Source organism: Candidatus Neomarinimicrobiota bacterium (assembly GCA_021157965.1).
Lineage (GTDB): Bacteria > Fidelibacterota > Fidelibacteria > Fidelibacterales > Fidelibacteraceae > Fidelibacter.
This window is the reverse complement of the sequence record JAGGVO010000051.1, coordinates 1-24507: the sequence shown is the minus strand read 5'-3', so window position 1 is coordinate 24507 and position 24507 is coordinate 1. Positions and strand designations below refer to the sequence as shown.

Below are 24507 nucleotides of genomic sequence, written 5' to 3'. Positions count from 1 at the left end.
GAACCTCCAGGGTCACTGTGTAATTACCTGCCGTGGTAAATGTATGCGTGAGAGTCTTTGTGGTGCTGTAACCCGTATCCCAGGATCCGTCACTCTCCCAGTCCCAACGCACTTCAAGAGAGGCCAACGCATCTTCAGCATCCGAAGATCCCGATGCGTCAAAGCTAAACACCGTCTCCGTGTCTCCACTGTTCGCATCACTGCTGATCACCGCTATTGGAACATTATTTGTTGATGAAACAACAACTGTCCCCGTTTTGGTGTTTGTTAATCCTTCCCTATCACGGATTTCCATATTTATTGTATATGTGCCGTCACTATCATACAAATGACTTGCTGTTTTTTTATAGGAAAATCCGGTGTCCCATATCCCGTCGTTTTCCCAGTCCCAACGAACCTGAAGATCCGCAAGTTCATCTTCATAATCGTAACTGGACGTGGCGTCAACATGAAAAAGTGTCTCGGGCGGCCCGGAGGTGGGATCCACTGAAAACAACGCAACAGGCGCTGTATTAACATATTCTTCAACAATAACATTGACTAAAGTGTCACCTGTCATCCCTCCACGATCTCTCACCTGTAAACTCGCCAGATATGTACCTGCATCTTTGTATCTGAATTGTGATATTTTGTCTGTTGAATATTCTGTATCCCATATACTATCATTATCAAAATCCCAGCGAACCTGCAGATATGCCTGTGCATCTTCTTTGTCATAACTTTTTGATGCGTCAAAGGTAAAATCGGTTCGTGTATTTCCAATCAAAGGCGACACTTCAGCAATTGGAGTAGGCGCCGTATTGATATTTGCTACTATAACTTCTTTTTTTGTACTATGTGTAAGTCCTTCAGTATCAATCACTTCCAGCTTAACCGGGTAAGTGCCGCCAACAGGAAATTGATGGGTTATCGTTTTTGAAGTATCAAAATCAGTATTCCATATCCCATCATCTTCAAAATCCCAGCGAATTTGTAAATCTTTTATCGCATCTTCTTTATCCGATGAAATAGTTGCGTCAAATGTGAAAAGTGTTTCAGTATTGCCGAAACTTGGATCTACTAAAAACGCAGCAATTGGAGGAGTATTTTTATAAATAATAGTAATTTTATGACTGATTGTATCCGTTAATTCTCCACTATCTCTTATTTCCATCAGAACCTGATAGATACCGGCTGAATCATAACGATGTGTGGCTGTTTTTTGTGTCGAATAGCCTGTATCCCAAATCCCATCATTTTCAAAATCCCAACGAACCTGGAGATATTCATTATCCTCTTCGTTATCATAACTATCTGAAGCATCAAAAGTGAATTGAGTTTCAGTATCACCGGACAAAGGATCTATAACAAATCGTGCTGAAGGAGCTGTATTCAATTGTGAAATAAAGATTTCCTTAGTATCAAATCCGGATAATTCTTCTGTATCTCTGACCTCAACCTTTACAGTATAATTCCCATCTTTTGTAAAACTGTATGTTATCATCTTGCTTGTATCAAAACCGGTATCCCAAATTCCATCACTTTCCCAGTCCCAACGGACGATTAAATCTGATAAATCATCTTCTAAATCAGAACTTTCCAATACATCAAATGTAAAAATTGTTTCAGTTGTTCCATAATTGGGATTCCCGTTTAATACAGCTACAGGAGCTGTATTCTTATGGGAGACTTGCACTGTATGTGTTGTTGTGGATGTTAAATCACCGGAATCCTGAACTTCCAGTTTTACTGTGTAATTTCCACTTACTTTAAATCGATGTGTTGCAGTTTTTGCTGTGGAATATCCGGTATCCCATGTTCCATCATTTTCCCAATCCCAACGAACCCGAAGATTTGTTGGGGTCTCTTCATTATCGAAGGATGTTGATGCGTCAAAAGTAAAAACAGTTTCTGTATTGCCGTTCTCAGGTGTATATGTAAAACAAGCTGTAGGTGCAGAATTGTAATCGGCAACAAAAATATCTTTTTCAACAGTGCCTGTTCCACCATCAGTATCTTTTACTTCAAGCCGGACTGTATATGTGGCACTTACATCAAATGTGTGTGTCGTTGTCTTTGTTGTACTGTAACCGGTATCCCACATACCATCGCTTTCCCAATCCCAGCGGACACTTAATTCTGAAACAGGATCTTCAATGTCAACACTGGATGATGCATCAAAATAAAAAAGAGTTTCTGTGGTTCCGTGTTCGGGTGTATTGGTGAAAGAAGCAGTCGGTGCTTCATTTTTATAATTCACAATTAAAACATGAGATATGGTATCTGTCAATTCACCGCTGTCTATCACTTCCATTTTAATCCTGTATGAACCGGCTTCAGAAAATTGATGAGTAATCGTTTTGGTTTGGGAATAACCGGTATCCCATTCTCCGTCGCTCTCCCAGTCCCAACGCACCTGAAGTGCAGATGTTTGTTCCTGCGAATCAAAAGAAGGAGAGGCGTCAAAAGTAAAATGTGTTTCTGTATCGCCTGATTCCGGAGTAATGATAAATTTGGCTGTCGGCGCAGAATTATAATCCGATACAAAGACATCTTTTGTCGCTGTTGTCGACAATCCCTCCGAATCCCGAACTTCAAGAGTCACGGTAAATGTTCCCTGGTTTGAAAAACGGTGTGTAATGACTTTCAGAGTGTCAAATCCTGTATCCCATTCCCCGTCACTTTCCCAATCCCATCGCACTTCCAATACACTTGTTTCATCTTCAAGATCCTGACATTTTGCAGCAGAAAAGGTAAATCGGGTTTGTGTATCACCATAAGAAGGTGAGCACTGTATGGATGCTGTTGGAGCCTGATTTTTATAAAGAACAGTAATTTCCTTAGTTAAAGTATCCGTCAATCCGCCTGAATCACGAACTTCCAGCTTAACACGGTATGTTCCATCTTTTGAATAGGTATACGTTTTAGTTTTTGTGACCAAATAGCCCGTATCCCAACTCCCATCACTTTCAAAATCCCAGCGAACTTCCAATGTCTGAGATTCATCCTCAAGATCAAAGCTTTCCGATGCATCAAATGTTACCTCTGTTTCCATTTCCGGTGATTTCGGAGTAAAACGGAATTTGGCTGTCGGTGCTGAATTGTAGGGCTCTACATACACCATGAGTATCATTTCTGATGTTAAATCATAGCTGTCCTTGACTTCCATCCGGATGGTGTACGTTCCAGGGATTTCAAATTGATGCGTTGCGATCCTTTCTGTTGAATAGTTGGTATCCCACGTTCCGTCATTTGTCCAATCCCAGCGTATTAAAAGTGTGGAAGAATCATCTGATGTATCATAGGTCCGGGTTGCGTCAAAACGAAAAACAGACTGTGTGTGTCCATGAGTGGAATCCACAGTAAAAAAAGCGACAGGGGCGCTGTTTTCAAGAAAAATGATAATTTCATCTGATTTTGAATCATCATCATTGTCATACGCAATGGCCTTAATTTTATAGGATGCTTCATCTTTTCCGGCAGTATTCCATATATATGTCCAAGGGAATGAATCGATTGATGTGATGGCTACATTATCGATATAAAACTGGACGTAAGAAATCTCTCCATCCGAATCTTCTGCTTCAACGGATATATATAAGACTTCTCCAATATCATAAGACATACTATCCAAAGGATTGGTAATAATACACGTTGGCGGCTCGTTCATGAACCAGTCACATGATACGATAGCAAGAGCTAAAATCATTAAAAATATTTTTAAAGCTTTCATCCTTTGATCTCCTTCAGCATCATCTTTAATGCTTCATATCTGATAATCAATTATATGTATTGTTATAATTTAAAAGTAATCAAAAGCCTTTTTTTATACAACAAAATCCATGAAACAGAGGTTGTTTTTTTATTAAGTTAAATTTCATTTCCATAATAAAAACCATAAAATCCAAAAAGCATCATGTTTATCGAGTAGCATACCACACGTGGTCGTATCGAGATGCAACACTCAGTATGCTCAATTCTCAAAATATTGCCATGGCATCCCCATAACTGAAAAAGCGGTATTTTTCCTGAACGGCAATCTGATAGGCATTCATAATATTTTCATATCCGGCGAATGCAGAGACAAGCATAAGAAGCGTGGATTTTGGCATATGAAAATTGGTAATAAGCCCGCTTATAATTTGAATAGGTCTTCCACCGGGGTAAATAAAAATATCTGTAAAATGTCCGCCGGAATGTACTTTTCCGTTAACTGCAAAACTTTCCAGAGTTCGTGTGGAGGTGGTTCCAACGGCTATAACACGCCGGCCTTCGTTCAGTGCTTTGTTTACGGCATTCGCGGTGTCAGTGGATATTTCACAAAATTCGCGATGCATGGTGTGCTGGTCAATACGTTCTGTTTTCACCGGTCTGAAAGTACCTAACCCAACACGGAGATTAACATAAACAGATTCCACACCTTTTTGTGATAATCTGTCTAAAATATCTCGTGTAAAATGGAGTCCGGCAGTATGCGCCGCCACAGAGCCATATTTTCGGGCATAAACAGTCTGATAATTCTCCTTATCCGACGGCTCCGGCTCACGATGAACATAAGGAGGAAGAGGAATCTGGCCATATTTTTCAAGGACATCCCAGAAATCGCCTTCCCATGTAAACCTGACTAACCTCCCCCCTTCTTCAAGAACATCAATGATTTCTGCTTTGAATGTATCAGAAAAATGGACGACCGTCCCTGGACGTATACGCCGGCCCGGTTTAACAAGGCATTCCCAATGGGATTCATCTTTTTGATTTAAAAGAAATATTTCTGCTTTACCCCCACTTGCCTTTTTACCCTTTAACCGGGCTGAAATGACTTTGGTCTCATTAAAAACCAGCAAATCACCAGGATGAAGTAAATCAGGCAGATAATCAAAAGTCATGTGATCTATATGACCGGTCTTACGGTTTAATACTAAAAGCCTGGAATGATCTCTGTCTTTTAATGGATACTGGGCTATCAGTTCCTCCGGAAGGTCATAATCGTAAGTGTCTCGATAGAAAAGGGGATTTTGGTCTTTTTTATACATTGTTGAGTTTTGAGCTCTGAATTTCGGGTTGTATCGTCTTTATATATTTTTCAGGAGGAAATCACTCGATAAAAATGATGGGCAGGCGTTTTGAGCTGAAAGATTTTCCTGGTATGGAATTCACGAGTCTGACAGGCATACTTTTCAGGATTCACGAATGACGTACCACCATAAGAGAAAAATCAGTCCGATAACACCAAGACTGATCAGTAAAATAATGAAATGATTTTTTTTCATAGCCTTTATATTCCCTTTTGATACGATTCAAATAACTGATAACAATTTAATTTTTTTTCATTTGAACTTCAAGGAATGGAAAAATGAGCGGGTGAAGGGAATCGAACCCTCGTATCCAGCTTGGGAAGCTGGTGTTCTGCCATTGAACTACACCCGCAGATCAAAAAGCTGGAAAATATAGGTGAATTTTTTGATGAACTCAAGGAATTATGGGTTCATGAGCCCATAGACGATACGAAGCCATTTTGAACTTCACCCCCTTTTCTTTAAATTAATCTAAATTTGTATCGAAAGGAATTTGATGAAAGAAAGGGAAAGGGTATCGGAGCTTTTTAAGCAATTTTCCGGAGAATATCCCAAAGCGGTCTCCCCTCTGCCCCGATCCGGATCAGACCGTCATTATTATCGGTTGTCGGATTCTTCCGGAAAAACTTTTATTGCAGCCGCCAATCCGGACAGAAAAGAGAACATTGCTTTTTTAAATTTTACGAAACACTTTAGGGATAAAGGGTTCCCAGTCCCGAAACTGTATTGTGAGGACCTTAAAAACAATTGTTATCTTTTGGAGGATTTGGGAGATCTGACTCTTTTTTCCTTTTCCCGCCAGGTACGAACATCTCAGATTTTTCCGGGAACTCTTATTAATGTTTATAAAAAAATATTGGAAATCCTCCCCCGTTTTCAAATAGAAGGACGGTCCGGTCTGGATTTTAGTGTCTGCTACCCCCGGGACAGTTTTGATAAACAATCCATGATGTGGGATATGTCTTACTTTAAATACTATTTTCTAAAACTGGCTCATATTCCCTTTGATGAACAGCTTCTGGAGGATGATTTTAACCGTTTGTCCGGTTTTCTTCTTCAGGTGGATTGTGATTATTTTCTTTACCGCGATTTCCAATCACGGAATATCATGCTGAGAGGAGAATCCCTGGACCCATGGTTTATCGATTATCAAGGTGGACGCAAAGGCGCTCTCCAGTATGATCTGGCATCTCTTTTGTGGGATGGAAAGGCGGACATCCCTTATGATATCCGATCTTATCTGCTGGAATACTACCTGGACCGATTGGAGCGATATATTCCTGTAAATCGGGAAGCATTTATCGAATATTATTATGGCTATGTTCTTATCCGGATTATGCAGGCTATGGGTTCTTACGGATACCGTGGCTTCTATGAGAGAAAACGGCACTTTCTTCAAAGCATCCCCTACGCCCTGAAAAATGTGGAATGGCTTTTGAAAAATGTGGAATGGCCCATCCAACTTCCCACGCTTTTACATGTCCTGGAAGAGATGCTTGAATCAAAAGCTCTGAAAAAATATACAAGAAACTTTCAAAAATCCGATTTAACGGTCACCATCAATAGTTTTTCCTATCATAAGGGGTTACCGGAAGATCCTCATGGACACGGCGGCGGATTCGTTTTCGATTGCAGGGGAATACACAATCCGGGACGCTATGATGAATACAAAACTCTTACAGGTAAAGATGAGGAAGTTATCCGGTTTTTTAATAAAGAAAGTGAGATAAACGACTTTCTGGTGAATGTCTATCAGATTGTGGATCAAACGGTGGAATCTTACATTGAACGGCATTTTTCCCATTTGCAGGTAAATTTTGGGTGTACCGGCGGACAACACAGGTCGGTATACTGTGCCGAGGCACTTGCACGACACCTTCTGGATAAATACGATTTGAATGTTATCCTGAATCACCGGGAACAAGGATCATGGATATGCAACGATTCATAGCCTTTATTCCGTCTGCCGGACAGGGGAAACGCTTAAAAGAAGAAACAGAGCGGGTTCCCAAGGCACTTGTTGAAATTCATGGTGCACCCATGATTTATTGGATTTTAAAAAAAATAAAGGCTTGTGGTATTACTGATTTTGTCATCAATATCCACCACCATGCCGATACACTCATCGCATGGCTCACAGAGTACCAACAGATCAATCCGGACATCCATATCCACCTTTCTCTTGAAAAAGAAAAACTACTGGATACAGGGGGCGCTATTAAGAAAGCACGGCCTATTCTTGAGAATTTCTCCCATATTCTTGTTCATAACGTGGATATATTTTCAGACCTGAATTTATCTGACTTTATGCAAAAATGTTTGTCACTTTCCCGGGATGCTCTCCTTCTCGTTTCAAACAGAAAAACAAACCGCTACCTGTTATTTAATCAGACCATGAAACTCTGTGGCTGGGAAAACAGAAAAACAAGTGAAAGAATTGTCGTCGGAAAAGCAAGTGAGCAACTGAAACCTCTGGCCTTCAATGGAATTTATACATTGAATCCGGAGCTGCTAAATCATTTACCTGAAGAGGACGTTTTTTCAGTGATTCCCTGGTTTCTGCATTTATCGGAAAGTGATAATATCTTTGGTTTGGAACAGGATGTAACTCACTGGTACGACGCAGGTAAGCCTCCCTCGTTGAAAGTGCTGAGGGAAATGAACATACAGCATTTTAAACGCTTGACGGAGATTTAATGAAACGTATTGATTTACGCAGCGACACAATTACAAAGCCCACCCCGGCGATGCTGGAAGCCATGATGAAAGCCGATGTAGGCGATGATGTCCTTGGTGATGACCCTACAGTTATTCGGTTTCAGAAAAAAGTGGCAGAGCGTTTTGGCAAGGAAGCCGGATTGTTTGTCCCCAGCGGAACGATGAGCAATCAAATTGCCATCCGGACCCATACCCAGCCCGGACAGGAAATAATTTGTGATATCGGTGCCCATATTTACAACTTTGAGGGTGGAGGACCTGCCCTCTTATCCGGTGTACAAATCAGACCGCTGAATGGTTATAACGGAATCATGGATCCGAAGAGAGTTGAAGAAAATCTCCGTTTTGGTGATAATGTACACCATGCTCCTACGTCACTGATTGAAGTGGAGAATACGCATAACCGGGGCGGTGGGATTATAATCCCCATTGAAAATATTCAGGATATACGGAAGATAGCAGATAAATACCATATCCCAATGCATCTGGATGGTGCAAGAATCTGGAATGCCCATGTGGCGACTGATATCCCATTCCATGAATATGCCCGGTATTTTGAATCAGTGTCAGTTTGCTTTAGTAAAGGACTGGGAGCGCCTGTAGGCAGTATGCTTTTAGGATCTGCTGAATTCATTCATCAAGCGAAACGCTGGCGGAAAGTCTTCGGCGGTGGTATGCGTCAGTCCGGTTATCTGGCCGCAGCGGCAGAGTATGCCTTTGAAAATCATATCGAAAGACTCATCGAGGATCACGCCAGAGCTGCATATTTTGCCGGTAAACTTGCCCAAATGAGAGGATTGGCCGTTAATCTTGAGACGGTCCAGACTAATATAGTGATGATTGATGTTATACAATGCCCTGCAGCAGAATTGCAAAAAAAATTGATGAAACACGGCTTGGATATTCTCCCGGTCTCCCCTACCCGACTGCGGGCTGTATTTCACCTGCATATCGATGATGAAATGACGGAAAGAGCAATAAGAATTTTTGAAAAAGTTTTGCACTCCGATACGTCCGCAAATTAGAAACCTGCCCGATAACCGTGATGAGTTTGAGTCATGAATCAGAGCTATAAGCTATGAGTGGTCTTTCTCCTTAAGACTCTTGATGAACATTCTAATTCAATAAGAAGGATTTTATGACATATCATGGGACAGCTGAATGCGTGACAGAGCCGCCCTTTTTTTTCCGCTTTGGATTTTAATCGGGACAGTCTGAAAACAAACCGTTAAATCTTCAGCCTGTTCTTAAATTTCATTCTTTCTGTATCTGATAATGGCCGTTAACAGCACAACAAAAGCATAGCTTATAATAAAAAGAAATGGCCGGATGACATCAGATAAAGAGGATCCTTTTAATATGATCATACGGATAACCTTCATAAAGTGAGCCATTGGGTTTAAAATATTTGCTTTCTGAGCCCAAAGCGGCATGCTATCCGTAGATGTAAAAATTCCACTCATCAGAATAAAAATCATCATGAAGAACCAACTCAGAAACATGACCTGTTGTTGCGTATGAGCAAATGTGCTGATAAGGAGCCCAAGTCCCAATCCCAATAGTAAATATGCCCCTGTAAAAATAAATAAATCCCCAAGGGGACCTGCAACAGTAATATTATAAAACAAATGTCCGATGAGTAACCCAAAAGCCATTTCAAACATTGCAATAATCCAGAAAGGAATAAGCTTTCCCACAATAAAAACTGTTTTGTGGATAGGACTGACATTCACTTGTTCAATCGTACCTACTTCTTTTTCCCTGACAATATTGAAGGCTGTCAGGAAAATTCCAACAGCAGACGTTAAAACGACAAGTAATCCGGGAAACATATATTGCTTATAATCCAATTCAGGATTAAACAGATATCTGGGAATTACATGTAACCGGGCTTTTTGAATTGATCTTTCAGATAATCCGGAAACATTCATAAGTATTCCCGGAATTTGGTTCATAAGAGTTTCCTGTAGATAGGCGACAGCCAGCTGGGCACTCCGGCTGTCCACTGCATCAACAAGAATCTGAACTTCAAAACCATCATGAAGTATTTTTTTTTCAAAATGTGTCGGAAAAACAAGAATGAGGTCATTTTCATCAGAGAGAAAACTTTTTTCAGCATCCGTTACACCGGTATACCTGTTCACGGAGTATAACGGATTACCTTGTAGTGAGGCAATAATACGCCGGGACGACTGCGTTGGCTTAGGGTCCACCACGGCAACGTCAATATGTTTCAGATCAAACGTCGCGGCAAATACCAGTACGGCCATTTGAATTAATGGCATAAGAAAAATGATAGGCAACATAGTGCGATTGCGAAATATCTGAATGAACTCTTTTTGTATCAAAGTAATAAGCTGTCTCATCCCCTATTCCAGTCTGATTTTAAATTTCCGGATACTAACCATCAGAAAGAATATGAACATTCCTGCAATGATCGCTGTTTCTTTCCATATATAGGTGAAATTTACTCCTTTCAGCATTATCCGTTTCAGAATAAGAATAAACCACCGGGGAGGCATAAAAGCACTGATCCATTGAAGCAGGACGGGCATACTGTCAATTGGGAAAATAAATCCTGATAAAAGCATTGTAGGCATCATCAAAGCAAACATTGATATCATCATGGCAACCATCTGGTTTGGAGATATAGCCGATATCATGATACCCAAAGCAAGGGCCATGGCAATAAATAATATGGATTCTGCCATTAAAAGTATCAGGCTGCCTTCAATGGGAACCTGAAAAACATAATAACCCAGACAAATAATGATTCCGGCATTTATAACTGATAAAAACAAATAGGGAAGAACCTTTCCTGCTATAATTTGAACGGGTCTCATGGGTGATGCCAGTAAGATTTCCATGGATCCCATCTCCTTTTCCCGGGTTATGGATATAGATGTCATCATCGCAGATATGAGCATTAGAATTAAAGCCATTGTCCCCGGGACAAAAACATAGGGACTCCGGAGTTCCTCATTAAAAAACATCCGAACATTAAAATTGGGGTTGGAATAATCAGGGTTGGCTTTAGAGAAATAATTCTGAAGAACCCCCTGGGTATAATTGACAATTAAATGTGCTTTATTCGGTTCTGATCCATCTGCCAGCAACTGTACAGATGCCGTGTTTTCAATGAAATATTTCCGGGATAAATTGTTTTCGAAAACAATAACTTCCTGAATCGTACCTTTCTTAAATAAATCTTCATACGGTTCAGTATTCTGACTGGAAATAATATGAAAATAAGGGTTACCCGATAACTTTTGAATAATTTCCTGGGTTACTTCATCTCCTGAATGATCTACAATTAAAACATCAATATTGTTAATATCGTTCACAATAACAAAACCAAAGATGAGAAGCTGAGCGACAGGTATTCCGAACAAGAATACGAGGGTTCGGGAGTCACGAAAAATGTGAAGAAATTCTTTTTTAAGAAAACCGATAAAACGTCTCATTTATTCATGGTTCCTGGCGAGTTTGATAAAAACATTTTCGATTGTATTACATTGATGCATCATTTTCAAATTGTCCGGTGTATCCAGGGCCACAATCCGTCCTTCGGTCATAATACATACGCGATCACAATATTCAGCTTCATCCATGTAATGTGTTGTGACGAAAACAGTGATTCCATTGTCTGCAGCTTCATAGATAAGTTCCCAGAACTGACGCCGTGCCGCCGGATCCACGCCACCTGTCGGTTCATCCAGAAATACAATGACAGGTTTGTGCAGGATAGCAATGGAAAAAGCCAGTTTCTGTCGCCATCCTGTCGGTACAGAACGGATTATCTGATGACGTATTGATTTAATATCCAGACGATCTAATAATTCTTCCATACGGTTTAATAAATCTTTTCGCTTTAAGCCGTAAATACCGCCGTAAAAACGAATATTTTCCTCAACAGTCAAATCTTCATACAAGGAAAATTTCTGACTCATATATCCGATGCGTTTTTTGATTTTTTCGGGAGCTTTTTTTACTGAATACCCTGCAACATAAGCATCACCACTACTCGGCTTTGATAAACCACATAAAATTCGCATGGCTGTTGTTTTCCCTGCCCCATTGGCTCCGAGGAAACCAAATATTTCTCCAGGATAGACATCAAAAGTCAGGGCATCATTTGCAATAAAATGACCGAATTTCTTTGTGAGATTTTTTACAGTAATAATGGGTTTATCCTTCACGACTTCCCAAGCCTTTCCATAAAAAAATCTTCTATTTCAGGGGAAATTTGGTGTAAATGTGCATACGGAATACCGGATGATACAATGATTCTCTCAATATTATTCTGCGATTTATGAAAACTGAAATGAATGGATTGACCGCTGGGATATGCAAGATATACTTCATTCCTGCTTCGTAAGTACCTGAGCATTTGCAACCGCTGTGAAGTTCTTAATGAGTAGAGAATCCGATCGAAATCCTGAACAATCATTTGAGGAGATCCCGTTTTGAAAATGTCACCTTCATGAATGAGTGAGATTTTGTGACATCGGGCAGCTTCATCCATGTAGGGTGTCGAGACAAGAATGGTCAATCCTAAAGAAATCAAATGATCCAGCATATCCCAGAATTCCCGACGTGAGATTGCATCAACACCCGTTGTTGGTTCATCCAGCAGTAAAACCTCCGGCTTGTGAATAAGCGCACAGGACAGGGCCAGTTTTTGTTTCATTCCTCCCGATAAAGCACCTGCACGGCGTTTTTTAAAAGGTTCAATTTGTGAATAAATGGGACGAATAAGCTCATAATTATCTTTTACACGGACATTAAATACAGCAGCAAAGAATTTGAGGTTTTCTTCGACTGTTAAATCCTGATATAATGAAAATTTTCCAGGCATATATCCGAGAATCCGCCGAATTTTCTTATAGGATTTTACAACATCCATTCCTCCAATGGTTGCAATACCACTGTCCGGAAGATATAATGTGGTCAGTATGCGGAAAAGTGTGGTTTTCCCTGAACCATCCGGACCAATAAGGCCATGAAGTTCACCTTTGGATACTGATAGATTTACAGATTTCAAGGCATGAACCGCCCCAAACGATTTTCTTATTTCCCGGAGTTCTATCATATTCTAAAAAATAACCTCTGCCGGCATTCCTGTTTTTAAAACTCCATCCGGATTGGGTACATCAATTCTGATAGCATAAACCAGATCCACACGTTCTTCCCGTGTTTGAATCTGCCTGGGTGTAAATTCCGCTTCAGATGAAATCCACCTGACAATACCCTGATGGGTTTGATATCCATTTGTACTGTCGGTTAATACCGTAACCGTATCACCTATGCTTATTTCCGAAAGCTGATTACCACTGATATATGCACGGAGCGTCAAAGGATTCAATGGCGCTATTGTATATAAATATCTGCCGGGCTGAATCAATTCACCCGGTTGAACGTATCGGGTTATCAAAGTGCCACTTACCGGATTTATGATGTAGCATTGCCTGAGATGAAGATCTATCTGCTGTATCTGTTTATCGAGAACATCTTTTTCATGCCTGATACTTTCTTCTTTCACATCCAATGCTTCAAGCTGTTTTTTGAGTGTTTCAACATTACCCTGTAAATGATCCAGCTCCTGTTGCGTTGCAACATCAGATTCATATAATGCTTCTAACCGTTTTAAATCGTTTAATAAAGGTTTTAACCGGGCATGAAGTACTGCTTTTTCTGCATCAACGGACCGATGTTTAAAATCAATAAGATCACGTTGGGCAAGAAGTTGCGCCTTTATCAGATGAAACATCATAGTATCAATTAATCCAACTGTATCCCCACGAAACAGCTTTTCACCTTCCTTGAAGGTGCTCCATAAAAGTATGCCGCTTTCCCGGGCAGATACATGAATTTCTTCCGTTTCAAAATTACCCTGAGCATCAAATTCACGTGCTTCCTCAGAACAAGATTGGACTAAAACAACAATCATCAGGCTTATTATTGTTTTAAATACATGGTTAAAGCTTATACGCATTGTATATGACCTCCTTGATCACCTGTTTTCGTTCATCGATAAAACGTTTCCAATCAATATCACTATTTTCAAAAATCATCTCTTTCAATACCGGACTTGCAGCAATGGGAAATATGCAAAGCGAGAGAATATTTACAATAAGGTGCTCAATATCCTTTGCATCCATTTCTGACAGTTGATCTTCCTCAAGATTTTTAATGATTTCCGGCGGATTTACACCATGTGATTTGAGATATTGTGTAAACCAGTGCGGTTGATGTGTCATTTCTCTCATGATAAAAGCAGGGATAAATGAATATTGCTTAAAGAAATTCATGTAGCTGTCCACAATAATGCTAATCTTTTCCCTTATTGAGATTGTTTCCTCCAGTGTCTTCAGAATGACCGGAAAAAAAAGATCCATAATATGATAAAACACTTCTTGAAAAAGTTCATACTTTGTATGAAAGTAATAATGGAGCATTGCTTTGTTGATTCCGGCCCTGTCAGCAATTTCCTGCATCCGGGCGCCATCATAGCCCTTAACCATAAAGACATCCCGTGCTGCATTCAGAATCATTAATTTTGTCTGTGCACCGGACATGATACCTCCAAGTTAACTGTATGGTTTAACCATTTGGTTAATTTAAACTCTTTTGATTTTTTTTTCAAAGATTTTTATATAAAAAAGACAACGATTATTCTGTTACCGTACTCTTATCAAAAAAGGAGACAAAAAATGAGAAAAATCGCACCTATACTCTTTATGTTATTGCTTCCCCTTGCCCTGGGAGCCATGCATATTCATGATTTTGATGATATGAATCTGATAGATTCCAATAAGGATCTTCGATTTTCCTTTCATTCAGAGTATGTGAAGATATACCCTGAAAACAGATCCTCGGAGAATGTGAAGATTTATAACGATGGAAAACTCTTTATCAATGGTCAGGAAGTAAAACTAAATCCTTATGAACAAAAACTCGCTGTGGAGTATTTCACTCTCTGCAATAGTATGAAAAAAGAAATTAAAATCCTGGTTGATAAGGCCGCAGATATTGCAGAAGAAGCCGGGAAAATCGGGGTTACAGCCGTTGCAGGTGTTCTGAGAATGTTGAGTCCCTTCTATGATGCTGAAGACTTTGAGGAAGATATCGAAGTGAAATCCTCAAATGTTAAGGCTAAAGCGGATGAGCTTGAAAAATATGGAGACAGGATTGAAGAACTTTCAGATGATCTGAATAAGAATCACAAAAGACTGAAAATGCGTGTGGACGCCTTATATAAGTTATCGTGGTTTTAGGGTTCCTTTGATCATGAGTTGGTGAAAAAGCCCCGGAAGAAATCCCGGGGCTTTTTTTAATTATATAAACAGATTCTTTTGAAATGTTTATTTGCTGAAATGTCTTTTTTCAAGAACCGACACAATTTCACTGAGGGTTACATTAAGTGCAGTTGCCAGGACTAATAGATGATATATCAAGTCTGCACTTTCTTCTTTAAAGTGCTCTTTATCTTCTTTCATAGCTTCAATAATCGTTTCCACGGCTTCTTCACCCACTTTTTGTGAGATTTTAGAAATCCCTTCCCGAAACAGGCGGGTTGTATAGGATTTTTCCGGTAACTCTCTCTTTCTTTCCTGAATGAGTGTCTCCAGTGATTGTAAAAATACAAGTGAATCAAACTGGTTGACTTCATTAAAACAGGTGTCAGCCCCTGTATGGCAAACGGGGCCGACGGGCACAGCTTTAATTAAAAGTGTATCTTTATCACAATCGGTGAGAATTTCTTTTACAGTAAGAAAATTCCCGCTCGTCTCTCCCTTTGTCCAGAGTTTTTGCCGACTGCGGCTGAAAAAGGTGACCTTTTTTTCCTTCACTGTTTTTTCATAGGCTTCACGGTTCATGTAACCCAGCATGAGTACGATTCCGCTCCGGCTGTCCTGAATAATTGCAGGAACGAGCCCGCCCGATTTGTTGAAATCAATCATAATCTGACCTCGATATTTTGATTGTAAAGATATGTTTTCAATTCCGGTATTTTTATTTCTCCATAATGAAATACAGAAGCTGCAAGGGCTGCATCGGCTTTCCCCGTTTTGAATACACGGGCAAAGTGTTCCATGGTTCCGGCGCCGCCACTGGCAATGACCGGAACCTTAACCCTTTCGGAGGCTTTTTGTGTGAGTTCCAGGGCAAATCCGTGTTTTGTCCCGTCATGATCCATGGATGTAAGCAAAATTTCACCTGCCCCCCGCTCTGTTCCTTCTTGCATCCATTCAAATGTCTTCTTCTTTGTAGGAGTCCTGCCACCATGGATGAAGACAATGTCCGTTCCATTTATCTTTTTTGTATCCAAAGCTAAAACCACACACTGGCTTCCAAAACGACTTGCCAGTCGATCAATTAAATCCGGATTATTGACGGCGGAAGTATTTATGGAGATTTTATCCGCGCCGGAATCCAGAAGAATATTCACATCCTCCACTGAGGATATCCCGCCACCGACTGTAAATGGGATATTGATAGCCCGTGCAATATTTCGAACCAGTTCAGCCAGTGTTTTTCGTTTTTCCACCGTAGCGGTAATATCCAGAAAAACCAGTTCATCGGCACCCTGATCCGAATAGGCCTGTGCCAGTTCCACAGGATCACCGGCATCCTGAAGATTGATAAAATTTACTCCTTTTACCGTCCGCCCGTTTTTAATATCCAAACAGGGGATAATGCGTTTTTTCAGCATAACCACTCCGACAGTTCTTCGGTTTTCAGTTTTCCTTCTAACAGGGCTTTCCCTGTAATCACACCATAGACATCCAACCGGTCCAGCATCCGGATATCTTCCAAGCCGCCAACTCCACCGCCGGCAATTAAGTGAATATCCGGGAAACTGTTCAGAATTTTTGTGTAGAATGCTTCAGATATTCCGGAAAGCATGCCATCCCGACTGATATCCGTCATGACAAATGTTTTCGCTCCGGCTTCAATGAGGGTTTGCATGAGATTCTGCCATTTGATCCGGGCTTTTTCCTGCCAACCATTTATGCGTACATCATCTCCCAGTAAATCCAGGCTGATATAAATCCTGTCCCCGCCAATTTTTCGAATCAGTTCGGATGTCTTTTCCGGTTCTGTCACTGCCAGGCTTCCGATATTTACGGCTGAAACCCCATGATCAAGGAAACAGGCAATGTCCTCCTCCCTTCTCAGCCCCCCGCCCACATCTAACCGGAGTCCGGTTTTACCGGTAATTTCAATTATCAATGACTGATTGACCGGCTTGCCCGTCTTTGCCGCGTCCAGATCGACAACATGCAGATGGGAAAATCCGGCGGTTTTATAGGATTGTGCCAGTGAAACAGGATCGGTATCATAGTTTTTCCTCCGGGAAAATTCTCCTTTTTCAAGACGGACAACCTGTCCATCCATAATGTCTATCGCCGGAATGATAATCATGTCTTCTCCAGAAAGTTTTGAAGGATTTTCGAACCTGTTTCACCACTTTTTTCCGGATGAAACTGTACACCGTAGTAATTCCCATTTTCCAGGGAGGATGAAAAATCTTTTCCGTATCCACACCGGGAAGAGGTCTGATCGGATAATTCAGCATAATAGCTGTGGACAAAATAGACGCTGCATCCCTCAGGAATACCACTAAATAGAACCGAATTCAGTTTGTGCAGGGTATTCCAGCCCATGTGGGGGATTTTCAGATCTCCCTGGAATTTTCGGACCTTTGGACTGAAAATCTCCAATCCCGTCGCATTGTTTTCTTCCGTATCCCTGCACAGTATCTGCATCCCCAGGCATATTCCCAAAAACGGGCGTTCATAACTTCTAATAAATTCTGTAAGTCCCTTTGATTCAAGGTCTTTTATGGCCGATGCCGCTTCACCCACACCGGGAAAAATCATGCGGTCGCAGGTCTTTAAAAGCTCCGGATTGTCGCTAACAAGGTAGGAAGCCCCGAGCCTTTCCAGAGCCATGGCAACGGAATAGATATTCCCGGCGGAATAACGTATGATACCGGTTTTCACAGGACTCCTTTCGTGCTGGCCGTGTCGGCGTTTTCGGGGTGACGTGCCATCGCCTGCCGCAGTGTTTTTCCAAAAGCTTTGAAAATGGCTTCGGCTATGTGGTGTTCGTTTTCTCCTCTTGCCTGAATATGGAGTGTACATTCTGCATGTCGGACAAAACTCTCGAAAAAGTGTTTGAACAACTCAGTGGGCATATCTCCAATCTTTTCCCGGGTGAAGCTTACATCCCATTGAAGATAAGAACGGCCGGAAAAATCAAGAGCCACTTGAGCCAAAGATTCGTCCATGGGTAAAAGAAAAGCATACCGGTTTATCTGCTTCTTATCACCCAGCGCCTTTTTATAAGCCTGTCCCAGAGCGATGGCCGTATCTTCCACGGTGTGATGTTCATCCACCTGAAGATCTCCCTGCACAATGATTTTTAAATCACTTTTGCTGTGGAAACCCACCTGTTCCAACATGTGATCAAAAAAGCCGATACCTGTATGGATATCCGAATCCCCCCTGCCATCTACATTGAGATTTAAAAAGACCTTTGTTTCCCGTGTTTCACGCTTTATTTCCACTTTTCGTTCTTCAAAACAGAGAATGAGAGGAATCTCTTTCCAGGAGGATACAAGAAAATCTCCTTTCAGATTCTTATTTTCCGTAATCAGGATACTTTTTGCGCCCAGATTCCCTGCCAGATCCGCATCGCTTTGACGGTCACCGATTACGTATGAACCTGTGAGATTATAATCCCCTTTAAGATATTTTGTAAGCATGGCCGTACCCGGCTTACGGGTTGGAGCTTTATCTTCCGGAAAACTCCGGTCAATCAAAATATCATTGAAAGTGATCCCTTCCCCTTTCAATATCTGAAGCATTTTATTCTGAAACGGCCGGAAGTTCTCCTCCGGAAAACTATTTGTCCCCAGCCCGTCCTGATTTGTAACCATAACCAATTCAAAATCGGTGTTTTCAGCAATATACCCCAGATTACGGATCACACCGGGAAGAAATTCAAACTTATCCCAGGAATCAATCTGTTCGTCTTCCGGTTCCCGGAGCAGGGTTCCATCCCGGTCGATAAAAAGGACTCTTTTCATGATAAAATATCCTCCATGTTTTCCAGCAAACGATTATTGTCCTTTGGCCGTCCGATGGTGATTCGCACGCAATTTTCGCACCGGGGCAGACTGCTTCGGTTTCGGATGATGATACCCCGTTCTGCCAGAGACTTCACCAGGTTGTCAGCATTGTTTTTCAACCTGATCAAAAGAAAATTGGCATCGGACGGGTATACCGTCTTAATACCCGGGAAACCGGCCAATGCCCGATACATCTTTTCCCGCTCTTTTTGGATGAGTCCCCGTCTTTTTACATAGGTCTCTTTTTTTTCTAACAGAGAAAGAGCTTTTTCTTCTGTAAGCCGGTTAATATTATAGGGATATTTGACGGCATTCAAATAAGATATGATTTCCGGATTTCCAATTGCCACACCCAGCCGGATGCCTGCCGCAGACCAGGCTTTTGAAAATGTCCGCAATACAACCAACCGCTCATATTGCCCGATTTTCCCAATCATGCTGTCTGCCCCGGAAAAATCAATATAGGCCTCATCCACGACGACAAGTCCTGATGTGACCATTATAAGAGCTTCAATATCCCGGATATCAAAACAGTTTCCCGTGGGATTATTGGGTGTACAGACAAAGGTGAGTTTATCCCTGGTATCCACATGCCTGGTATATTCATCCACCGGTAAAGTAAAATCCTCATTCAGAAGGATATTTTTAATGCCTGCATTCTGAATCCGGGCCTGGACCTCATACATGCCGTATGTAGGCGGAAACTGGACAATCCGGTCAACACCCGGTTCACACGTGATACGAATCAGCAGATCGATGGCTTCGTCACTGCCATTCCCGATGAAAAGGGTTTCTTCATCCACCTTGAAATATTCGGCAATTTTTTTTCTCAGATCTCGCTGCATGGGATCCGGATAGCGGTTGAGTTGTGACCCGTCATCCCAGGGGGATTCGTTGGCATCCAGAAAAAGTTCGGCTTTTCCTTTGAATTCATCCCGGGCCGAGGAATAAGGTTTCAATGTGCGGATATTTTGCCGGATGATTTTATCCATTGGTATATCCTTTAAGTTTTTTCAGCCGGATCCGGACTGCTTCAGAGTGACCATCCAGTGTTTCGGCCTGAGCCATCGTCATGACCCGGGGTCCCAGTTCTTTGAGCCCTTCCCGTGTGATCATCTGTGTCGTCATGGTTTTCATAAAGGTTTTAACCGTTACGCCGCCCGTATGGGCTGCATTCCCCGATGTGGGCAGGGTATGGTTTGTCCCGGATGCATAGTCTCCGGCAGATTCCGGTGTCCACCGCCCAACAAAGACAGAACCGGCATTTTCCACCTTCTTTGAGATTGTTTCGGCATCACGTGTCTGGATAATCAGGTGTTCCGGGGCATAGAGATTGGTGATGGATACTGCATCTTCCAGGTTTGGAACATAGATCAGAAAACTCTTTTCCAGAGATTGTTTTGCCATGTCTTTGCGTGGCAGTTGGTTTAACCGACGTGTGATTTCCGGGATCAGGTCATTATAAATCCGTTCCGATGTGGTAACTACAAGTACCTGGCTGTCAAAACCATGTTCCGCCTGGGAAAGACAGTCTGCCGCCACAAATTCAAGATCAGCCGAATCATCAGCAAGAATGGCAACCTCCGAGGGCCCTGCCGGCAGATCGATGCCTGTCCCGTTAAGAAAAGCCACCTGTTTGGCAAGGGTCACCCATGCATTTCCCGGTCCGGCAATTTTATCTGCCCGGGGAATGGACTCGGTTCCGTATGTCATGGCGGCTACAGCCTGTGCGCCACCGGCCAGGTAAACCCTGTCAATCCCCAGGTAAGCCAGAGTATATCCAATCACCGGATTCACTGAGCCTTCTTTATCCGGCGGTGTACAACAGACAATCTTTTTGCACCCTGCCAATTGGGCGGGAATCACCAGCATCAAGACACTGGAAAACAAAGGCGCTGTGCCGCCGGGAATATAGATTCCTGCCGTTTCAACGGGCAGATATCGCAATCCGCAGGATATGCCGGGACGGACATCTATAGTATAGTTTTCATTCTTACCTGGAATCTGTTTTTCATGAAAGGTCCGGATATTTTCCGCAGCCCAGGCAATGGCTTCTTTCAGGGAATCATCCACCCGGGATTCAAAATCTTCCATGAGAATGGGCATGCACAGGCCGGATACATCGACCCCGTCGAAAGTTCGGGTGTATGCTTTCACGGCCTCATCACCGTTTCGTTTCACGGATTTAAAGATTGACATGGTTTTTTTCAGCATCTCCGCATCGGGTGTGTTTTTCCTGTCGAAAAGGCGTTCAACAAATTTCATGTTCGGTTGATACAATTTTTGCACTGCTTTTCCTCCTTAACGGACCATCTTCTCAATGGGTATAATTAAAATGCCTTCAGCACCGGTTTTTTTCAGTTGCTCGATATTCTCCCAGAAATCATCTTCGCTGATAACAGAATGAACCGAAGACCACCCCTTACGGGCCAGGGGTATGACACTCGGACTTTTCATGCCGGGGATAATACGGGTAATCGCATCCAGTTTGTCATCAGGCGCATTTAAAAGAATATACTTGTTCCGTTCTGCTTCACGTACAGCCTTTAACCGAAAAACAAGCTGATCCAGAATTTGCTGCTTTTCCGGTTCAAGCTCTTTACCGGCCAGAACGGCTTCCGATGTCATGACGGTGATGATTTCCTTCAGTCCGTTGCTCAGGAGTGTGCTTCCGCTGCTTACGATATCGAAAATTGCATCAGCCAATCCGATGCCGGGACTGATTTCCACCGAACCGCTGATTTCATAGATAGATGCACGTATGTTTTTTTCATCCAGATAATGGCTCAGGATTTCAGGGTAAGACGTAGCTATACTGAGTCCGTTCAGATTTTCCGGTTTGGAAATATTCATGTTTTTGGGAACGGCAATGGAAAGACGACAGCGGGCAAATCCCAGCCTTTTAATGATTTTTAAGTCTTTCCGCTTCTCCTGAATGACATTTTCACCGACAATGCCGATATCTGCTGCCCCGTCGTAAATACATTCGGGGATATCATCATCCCGTAAATAGAGAACACGGAGAGGAAAATTATCGGCGTCGGCAATGAGTCCATCCTTCCCCCCGTTACTCAGGCGAATTCCACAGTCCTTCAGGAGGGACATGGTGTTGTCATGGAGTCTTCCTTTTTTCTGAATTGCTAAGGTTAGCATACTTTCTCCTTTAATTTGTCAGTGAATACAAAAAGCCCGACTCAAAGGAATCGGGCTTGGAAAATTTTTGGGTTATACACGAGACCTACCCGGTTCCTCCTACGGATGTGTGAAGATGATGGTGGTGATGTCTCAGTGTTTTCTTCATTTCGTCGGAATCTAAAGTGAATTGGCGATGAAATGCAAATGAAAAACGTTGAGAGGTTTAGACGTTCAGACGTTCAGACGTTCAGACGTTTAGACGTTCAGAGGTTCAGAGGTTCAGAGGTTGAGATGTTTAGACGTTGAGACGTTCAGACGTTTAGACGTTGAGACGTTCAGACGTTTAGATGATTTCATTTAAAAAAATATTCAATATGTTATATTATTTTAAGATTATCATTTTTTGGGATTTGGAACCGGCACTCGTAGTTAATTTGTATAAATAAATTCCAGATGGCAATTTAGAGCCGTCAAAATCCACAGAATATTTTCCAGCAGATTGAACAAAATTTACAAGAGTTTGGATTTCTTTTCCTGTCCTAACATCCTTTTCAATCTCCTTATCTGCTTGTCTGTAACCATCCGAGCCCTTTCTTTTTATGCTTGCCCGGATAGTTTATTATTTATTCTTCCTAACAGGGAATTTTAATTGTCGCTCAAATCCGTTTTACAATGTCGTTAAACACCCCGTTACCCCAGTGAAATTTCAACAGACGTTGGAAAATGTTTTAAAGCAAAATGATAGCCCTTATGTTAAGCGTACAGCCCTTCGGGCTATGATGAAAGCAAAATATTCTATCGAGCCATTGGGACACTTTGGATTATCATTTAAAGATTATACCCATTTCACATCTCCGATACGGCGCTATCCTGATTTAATGGTTCACCGCCTTTTAAAAAAATATCTTAATCAACAAAAACCTGATCCAGATCTGAAAAAAAAATTGAAACGAATTGCGAACATATCTTCTGATGCAGAATTACGAGGAATGGAAGCCGAACGTCAGTATCATATCATAAAACAAATGCGTTATTTTAAAAAATATGTCGGCGATATTTATCAGGGTTTCGTTTCAGACGTAAAGTCTTATGGCTTATGGGTAGAAATTGATAATTCTTATATCGAAGGTTTTGTTCCGATCCAGGGTTTAAAAAAAGACAGGTGGGTATTTGATGAGGTAAATAAAACGCTTACAGGACACAATACTAATACCAAATATACACCAGGAGATAAGGTAACAGTCCGGCTTGTCCGTGTGGATATTGATCGATGTCAGGCAGAATTTTACATTGAAGAAGAGATTTGATAAAACAACACATATACCATTGATAATAACTTTGATAAGTGTATTATGTTTTTATAGCATTCGACAGCCGATTGGATGATTGGGCCACTAGTCACGCGTCACTTATTATTTTGCAATCAGTAGCGAGGGACGAGTAGCGAGGAGTGGGAACCGTGCTCAACCTTAACCTCAACCTTAACCTCAACCTTAACCTCAACCTCAACCTTTTAATAGAACGCTTTATAACTTGATTTATCGTACGATTATTCGTATTCTTAACAGGAGGATTAACAATGCGATATCAAATTACAGCCAATGAGCTTAAGACAAAAGGTGTCTCGGTGATCGAAAAAGCAATATCTGAACATACCGAAGCGGTCATAACCGTTCGTGGTAAAGAAAAATTCGTCGTTATACCTATTAAAGCATACAATCAGCTACGAAAATATGAACTGGACGGTGCAATTCGTGAAAGTCTGACGGATTGGAAAGAAGGACGGATTTATCCCGATAATATTGAGGAGCATATTAAAAGAATCACCGATGTATAAACTGATATTTACCGAGAGCTATACCCGTCGCGCCCGAAAATTCATACGAAAACATCCGGAATTGACAGATCAGTACCAGAAGACATTACAATTATTGGAAATTAATCCCGCACATCCCTCCTTACGATTACATAAAATCCATAGAAAATTCGCGGACATCTATAGTGTATCTATAAACATCACGTATAGAATAATTATAGAATTCATCATTAAGGAATCCACAATCATTCCGGTGGATATTGGGAATCATGATGAGGTGTATTGACAGTCGTCAGTTGACAGTCGTCAGTGGACAGTCGTCAGTGGACAGTCGGCAGATTAGTCGACAGTGCTCAGTCGTCAGTTGACAGTTATTTGGTTAAGTGGTTAGCTTTGATTGAGTGGTTATAGCTAACTTTATTAGTAAGATTCAATATTATTTCGATTTTTATAATATTTTTTAATGTTTATGTTTTTTAATCGGAAAAAACCAGAAATCTATATTTATTGGATGATTTTGTCTTTCCCTGAAATAGGTTGACACAAAATGAAGGAGAAAAAGTCATCTATGGGAAAGGCAAAAATTCACTTAAGGCCGCGAAGAACCTTTACGGAGGAGTTTAAGAAAGCGCGCGTCAAGGAGT

General features: G+C 41.4%; 23 protein-coding genes and 1 tRNA gene. 6 read left to right on the top strand and 18 right to left on the bottom strand.

The features are described from left to right. The 3 genes from J7K63_08455 to J7K63_08445 form a co-directional block, all read right to left on the bottom strand. Positions 1-3712, bottom strand: a 3712-nt coding sequence (locus tag J7K63_08455; protein MCD6235049.1) for a hypothetical protein, incomplete at its 3' end; no start/stop codon positions are given. A gap of 247 nt (positions 3713-3959) precedes the next feature. Then, positions 3960-5012 carry a tRNA preQ1(34) S-adenosylmethionine ribosyltransferase-isomerase QueA gene (queA, locus tag J7K63_08450; GenBank protein MCD6235048.1) on the bottom strand — a complete coding sequence of 351 codons (1053 nt, stop codon included), beginning with the start codon at positions 5010-5012 and terminating at the stop codon, positions 3960-3962. Between the two features lie 323 nt (positions 5013-5335). Then, positions 5336-5406, bottom strand: a tRNA-Gly gene (locus J7K63_08445). Between the two features lie 144 nt (positions 5407-5550). Between J7K63_08445 and J7K63_08440 the strand changes: the two genes are divergently transcribed. The 3 genes from J7K63_08440 to J7K63_08430 are packed head-to-tail and all read left to right on the top strand — an operon-like array spanning position 5551 to position 8797. After that, a complete protein-coding gene (locus J7K63_08440) occupies positions 5551-7005 on the top strand; it encodes a phosphotransferase enzyme family protein (GenBank protein MCD6235047.1) in 1455 nt (484 codons plus the stop codon). Next, positions 6990-7751 carry an NTP transferase domain-containing protein gene (locus tag J7K63_08435; protein ID MCD6235046.1) on the top strand — a complete coding sequence of 254 codons (762 nt, stop codon included), beginning with the start codon at positions 6990-6992 and terminating at the stop codon, positions 7749-7751. Before J7K63_08440 ends, J7K63_08435 begins: the two co-directional genes overlap by 16 nt. Beyond that, positions 7751-8797, top strand: coding sequence for an aminotransferase class I/II-fold pyridoxal phosphate-dependent enzyme (locus J7K63_08430; GenBank protein ID MCD6235045.1), 1047 nt, complete (start codon positions 7751-7753; stop codon positions 8795-8797). The genes J7K63_08435 and J7K63_08430 overlap by 1 nt, the downstream gene beginning before the upstream one ends. 222 nt (positions 8798-9019) lie before the next feature. Here the strand turns inward: J7K63_08430 and J7K63_08425 are convergent, their stop codons facing one another. From J7K63_08425 to J7K63_08400, 6 genes are read right to left on the bottom strand one after another with little or no spacing between them, the layout of a single operon-like run. Further along, a complete protein-coding gene (locus J7K63_08425) occupies positions 9020-10138 on the bottom strand; it encodes an ABC transporter permease (protein MCD6235044.1) in 1119 nt (372 codons plus the stop codon). 3 nt (positions 10139-10141) lie between these two features. Next, positions 10142-11236, bottom strand: coding sequence for an ABC transporter permease (locus J7K63_08420; GenBank protein MCD6235043.1), 1095 nt, complete (start codon positions 11234-11236; stop codon positions 10142-10144). Then, positions 11237-11971, bottom strand: a complete 735-nt coding sequence (locus J7K63_08415; GenBank protein MCD6235042.1) for an ABC transporter ATP-binding protein — start codon at positions 11969-11971, stop codon at positions 11237-11239. It lies immediately after the preceding gene. Next, entirely contained in the window at positions 11968-12864 is an 897-nt protein-coding gene (locus tag J7K63_08410) for an ABC transporter ATP-binding protein (protein ID MCD6235041.1), read from the bottom strand. The genes J7K63_08415 and J7K63_08410 overlap by 4 nt, the downstream gene beginning before the upstream one ends. A 3-nt stretch (positions 12865-12867) precedes the next feature. Further along, positions 12868-13767 carry an efflux RND transporter periplasmic adaptor subunit gene (locus J7K63_08405; GenBank protein MCD6235040.1) on the bottom strand — a complete coding sequence of 300 codons (900 nt, stop codon included), beginning with the start codon at positions 13765-13767 and terminating at the stop codon, positions 12868-12870. Beyond that, positions 13751-14350, bottom strand: coding sequence for a TetR/AcrR family transcriptional regulator (locus tag J7K63_08400; protein ID MCD6235039.1), 600 nt, complete (start codon positions 14348-14350; stop codon positions 13751-13753). Before J7K63_08400 ends, J7K63_08405 begins: the two co-directional genes overlap by 17 nt. Positions 14351-14485: 135 nt before the next feature. Here J7K63_08400 and J7K63_08395 point away from each other — a divergent pair, with 135 nt between their 5' ends. Continuing rightward, entirely contained in the window at positions 14486-15049 is a 564-nt protein-coding gene (locus J7K63_08395; GenBank protein MCD6235038.1) for a DUF2884 family protein, read from the top strand. An 87-nt stretch (positions 15050-15136) separates the two neighbouring features. Here the strand turns inward: J7K63_08395 and J7K63_08390 are convergent, their stop codons facing one another. From J7K63_08390 to J7K63_08350, 9 genes are all read right to left on the bottom strand, one after another. Continuing rightward, positions 15137-15739 (bottom strand): bifunctional phosphoribosyl-AMP cyclohydrolase/phosphoribosyl-ATP diphosphatase HisIE, encoded by a 603-nt coding sequence (locus J7K63_08390; GenBank protein MCD6235037.1) that lies wholly within the window; start codon positions 15737-15739, stop codon positions 15137-15139. Further along, on the bottom strand, positions 15733-16488 hold the full coding sequence (gene hisF, locus J7K63_08385) for an imidazole glycerol phosphate synthase subunit HisF (GenBank protein ID MCD6235036.1): 756 nt from the start codon (positions 16486-16488) through the stop codon (positions 15733-15735). The genes J7K63_08390 and hisF overlap by 7 nt, the downstream gene beginning before the upstream one ends. Continuing rightward, complete coding sequence (gene hisA, locus J7K63_08380) at positions 16482-17201, bottom strand: 1-(5-phosphoribosyl)-5-[(5-phosphoribosylamino)methylideneamino]imidazole-4-carboxamide isomerase (GenBank protein ID MCD6235035.1); 720 nt, start codon at positions 17199-17201, stop codon at positions 16482-16484. Before hisA ends, hisF begins: the two co-directional genes overlap by 7 nt. Further along, a complete protein-coding gene (gene hisH / locus J7K63_08375; GenBank protein MCD6235034.1) occupies positions 17198-17782 on the bottom strand; it encodes an imidazole glycerol phosphate synthase subunit HisH in 585 nt (194 codons plus the stop codon). The genes hisA and hisH overlap by 4 nt, the downstream gene beginning before the upstream one ends. Next, the gene (gene hisB / locus J7K63_08370; protein MCD6235033.1) at positions 17779-18870 is read right to left on the bottom strand and encodes a bifunctional histidinol-phosphatase/imidazoleglycerol-phosphate dehydratase HisB; all 1092 of its coding nucleotides are present in this window, start codon (positions 18868-18870) and stop codon (positions 17779-17781) included. Before hisB ends, hisH begins: the two co-directional genes overlap by 4 nt. After that, positions 18867-19904, bottom strand: coding sequence for a histidinol-phosphate transaminase (hisC, locus tag J7K63_08365; protein ID MCD6235032.1), 1038 nt, complete (start codon positions 19902-19904; stop codon positions 18867-18869). Before hisC ends, hisB begins: the two co-directional genes overlap by 4 nt. Continuing rightward, positions 19897-21201 (bottom strand): histidinol dehydrogenase, encoded by a 1305-nt coding sequence (gene hisD, locus J7K63_08360; GenBank protein ID MCD6235031.1) that lies wholly within the window; start codon positions 21199-21201, stop codon positions 19897-19899. Before hisD ends, hisC begins: the two co-directional genes overlap by 8 nt. 12 nt (positions 21202-21213) lie before the next feature. Beyond that, on the bottom strand, positions 21214-22065 hold the full coding sequence (locus tag J7K63_08355; protein ID MCD6235030.1) for an ATP phosphoribosyltransferase: 852 nt from the start codon (positions 22063-22065) through the stop codon (positions 21214-21216). Positions 22066-22429: 364 nt separating this feature from the next. Further along, positions 22430-22660 (bottom strand): T9SS type A sorting domain-containing protein, encoded by a 231-nt coding sequence (locus J7K63_08350; protein MCD6235029.1) that lies wholly within the window; start codon positions 22658-22660, stop codon positions 22430-22432. Between the two features lie 85 nt (positions 22661-22745). Between J7K63_08350 and J7K63_08345 the strand changes: the two genes are divergently transcribed. Together J7K63_08345 and J7K63_08340 are read left to right on the top strand one after the other, a co-directional pair. After that, complete coding sequence (locus tag J7K63_08345; GenBank protein ID MCD6235028.1) at positions 22746-23354, top strand: RNB domain-containing ribonuclease; 609 nt, start codon at positions 22746-22748, stop codon at positions 23352-23354. Positions 23355-23626: 272 nt separating this feature from the next. Further along, complete coding sequence (locus J7K63_08340; GenBank protein ID MCD6235027.1) at positions 23627-23884, top strand: type II toxin-antitoxin system Phd/YefM family antitoxin; 258 nt, start codon at positions 23627-23629, stop codon at positions 23882-23884. Positions 23885-24507: the final 623 nt, after the last annotated feature.